Origin of the sequence: Streptomyces sp. NPDC058664 (assembly GCF_042716635.1) — a bacterium.
In the GTDB taxonomy this organism is placed as follows: Bacteria; Actinomycetota; Actinomycetes; order Streptomycetales; family Streptomycetaceae; genus Streptomyces.
The window spans coordinates 1-1,049 of record NZ_JBHXRW010000256.1 but is presented as its reverse complement, the minus strand read 5'-3'; the positions used below and the strand labels follow the sequence as shown (position 1 = coordinate 1,049).

Genomic DNA, 1,049 nt, shown 5'->3' with positions numbered 1-1,049 from the left:
GTGGTGAGACCGTGGACGCCGTAGCGGTCGCGCTCGCCGCGCAGGACCTCGTGCAGCAGGTGCAGCGTGAGCGCGGGCTGAGCAATGGGCTGCTCGGCGGTGATCAACGCCTGCGTCAACCTGTCACCGACCAGCGCGCGGGCACCGACTCGGCGTTGCGCGCCCTGGTCGACACGGTCGCGGGCGATCCGCCCGGGGCGGGGGAGGTGCGCTCGGCGCTCGGCCACCTGTCGGGGCTGCCCGCGATCCGCTCCCAGATCGACAACCGTAATGTCACCCGGCAGGCGGCGTTCCAGTTCTACACCGACGGCATCGACGCGCTGAACCGTCTCTCGCTCGGTCTCGACCAGGCGCGCGACCCGGCTGTCCGGCACGGCCTGCAGGCCCTCTACGCACTCGGTGACGCGAAGGAATTCGCCGCCCGCGAGCGCGGCTTCCTCAACGGCGTCTTCGCGGCCGGGGAGTTCGCGCCGGGGGAGTACGTGCAGTTCCTCGACATCCGCGCCGCCCGCAACGCCGCGCTCACCGCATTCGGCCACGACGCGACCCCGGCCCAGCAGGCGCGTGTCGACGCGGTGCTGGCGAGTGAGAACGCCACGCGGGCAACCGAATCGGAGAACATCGCGATCGCCTCGACGCTGGGACCGCTGGTGGAACCGGTCGACCCGGCCGTGTGGTGGGCACAGATGACCGCCGTGATCGACGAGCAGCGCATCGTCCAGCAGGTGATCGGCGATGACGTCGGTGCGCGTGCCGAGAAACTGCGTCGCGACGCCGCGCTGATCCTGGCCGGCTTCGCGCTGGCCGCGCTGCTGGCGATCGCCGCCGAGGTCGCCCTCGTCTTCGCCAGCATCAGGGCCATCGTCCGCCCGCTGGCCCGGCTGGCCACCGAGGCCGACGACGTCGCCTCCACGCGCCTGCCCGAGGTGATCGCCGCCTGGCACAGTGCCGCCGACGCCCAGCCCGACCCGCCAGCCCCGGTCCGCACGCCGCCCGGTGCGAGTGTCGAGATCGCCGCTGTCGCAGGCGCTTTGGACCGGGTGCAGACC

Annotated in this window: 1 protein-coding gene; it reads left to right on the top strand. The window is 72.6% G+C overall.

Annotation, left to right across the window (positions count from 1 at the left end; all coding sequences use genetic code 11):
• Positions 1 to 11 precede the first annotated feature (11 nt).
• A partial coding sequence (locus ACFWUY_RS41980; protein ID WP_384122444.1) for a nitrate- and nitrite sensing domain-containing protein occupies positions 12 to 1,049 on the top strand: 1,038 nt, incomplete at its 3' end.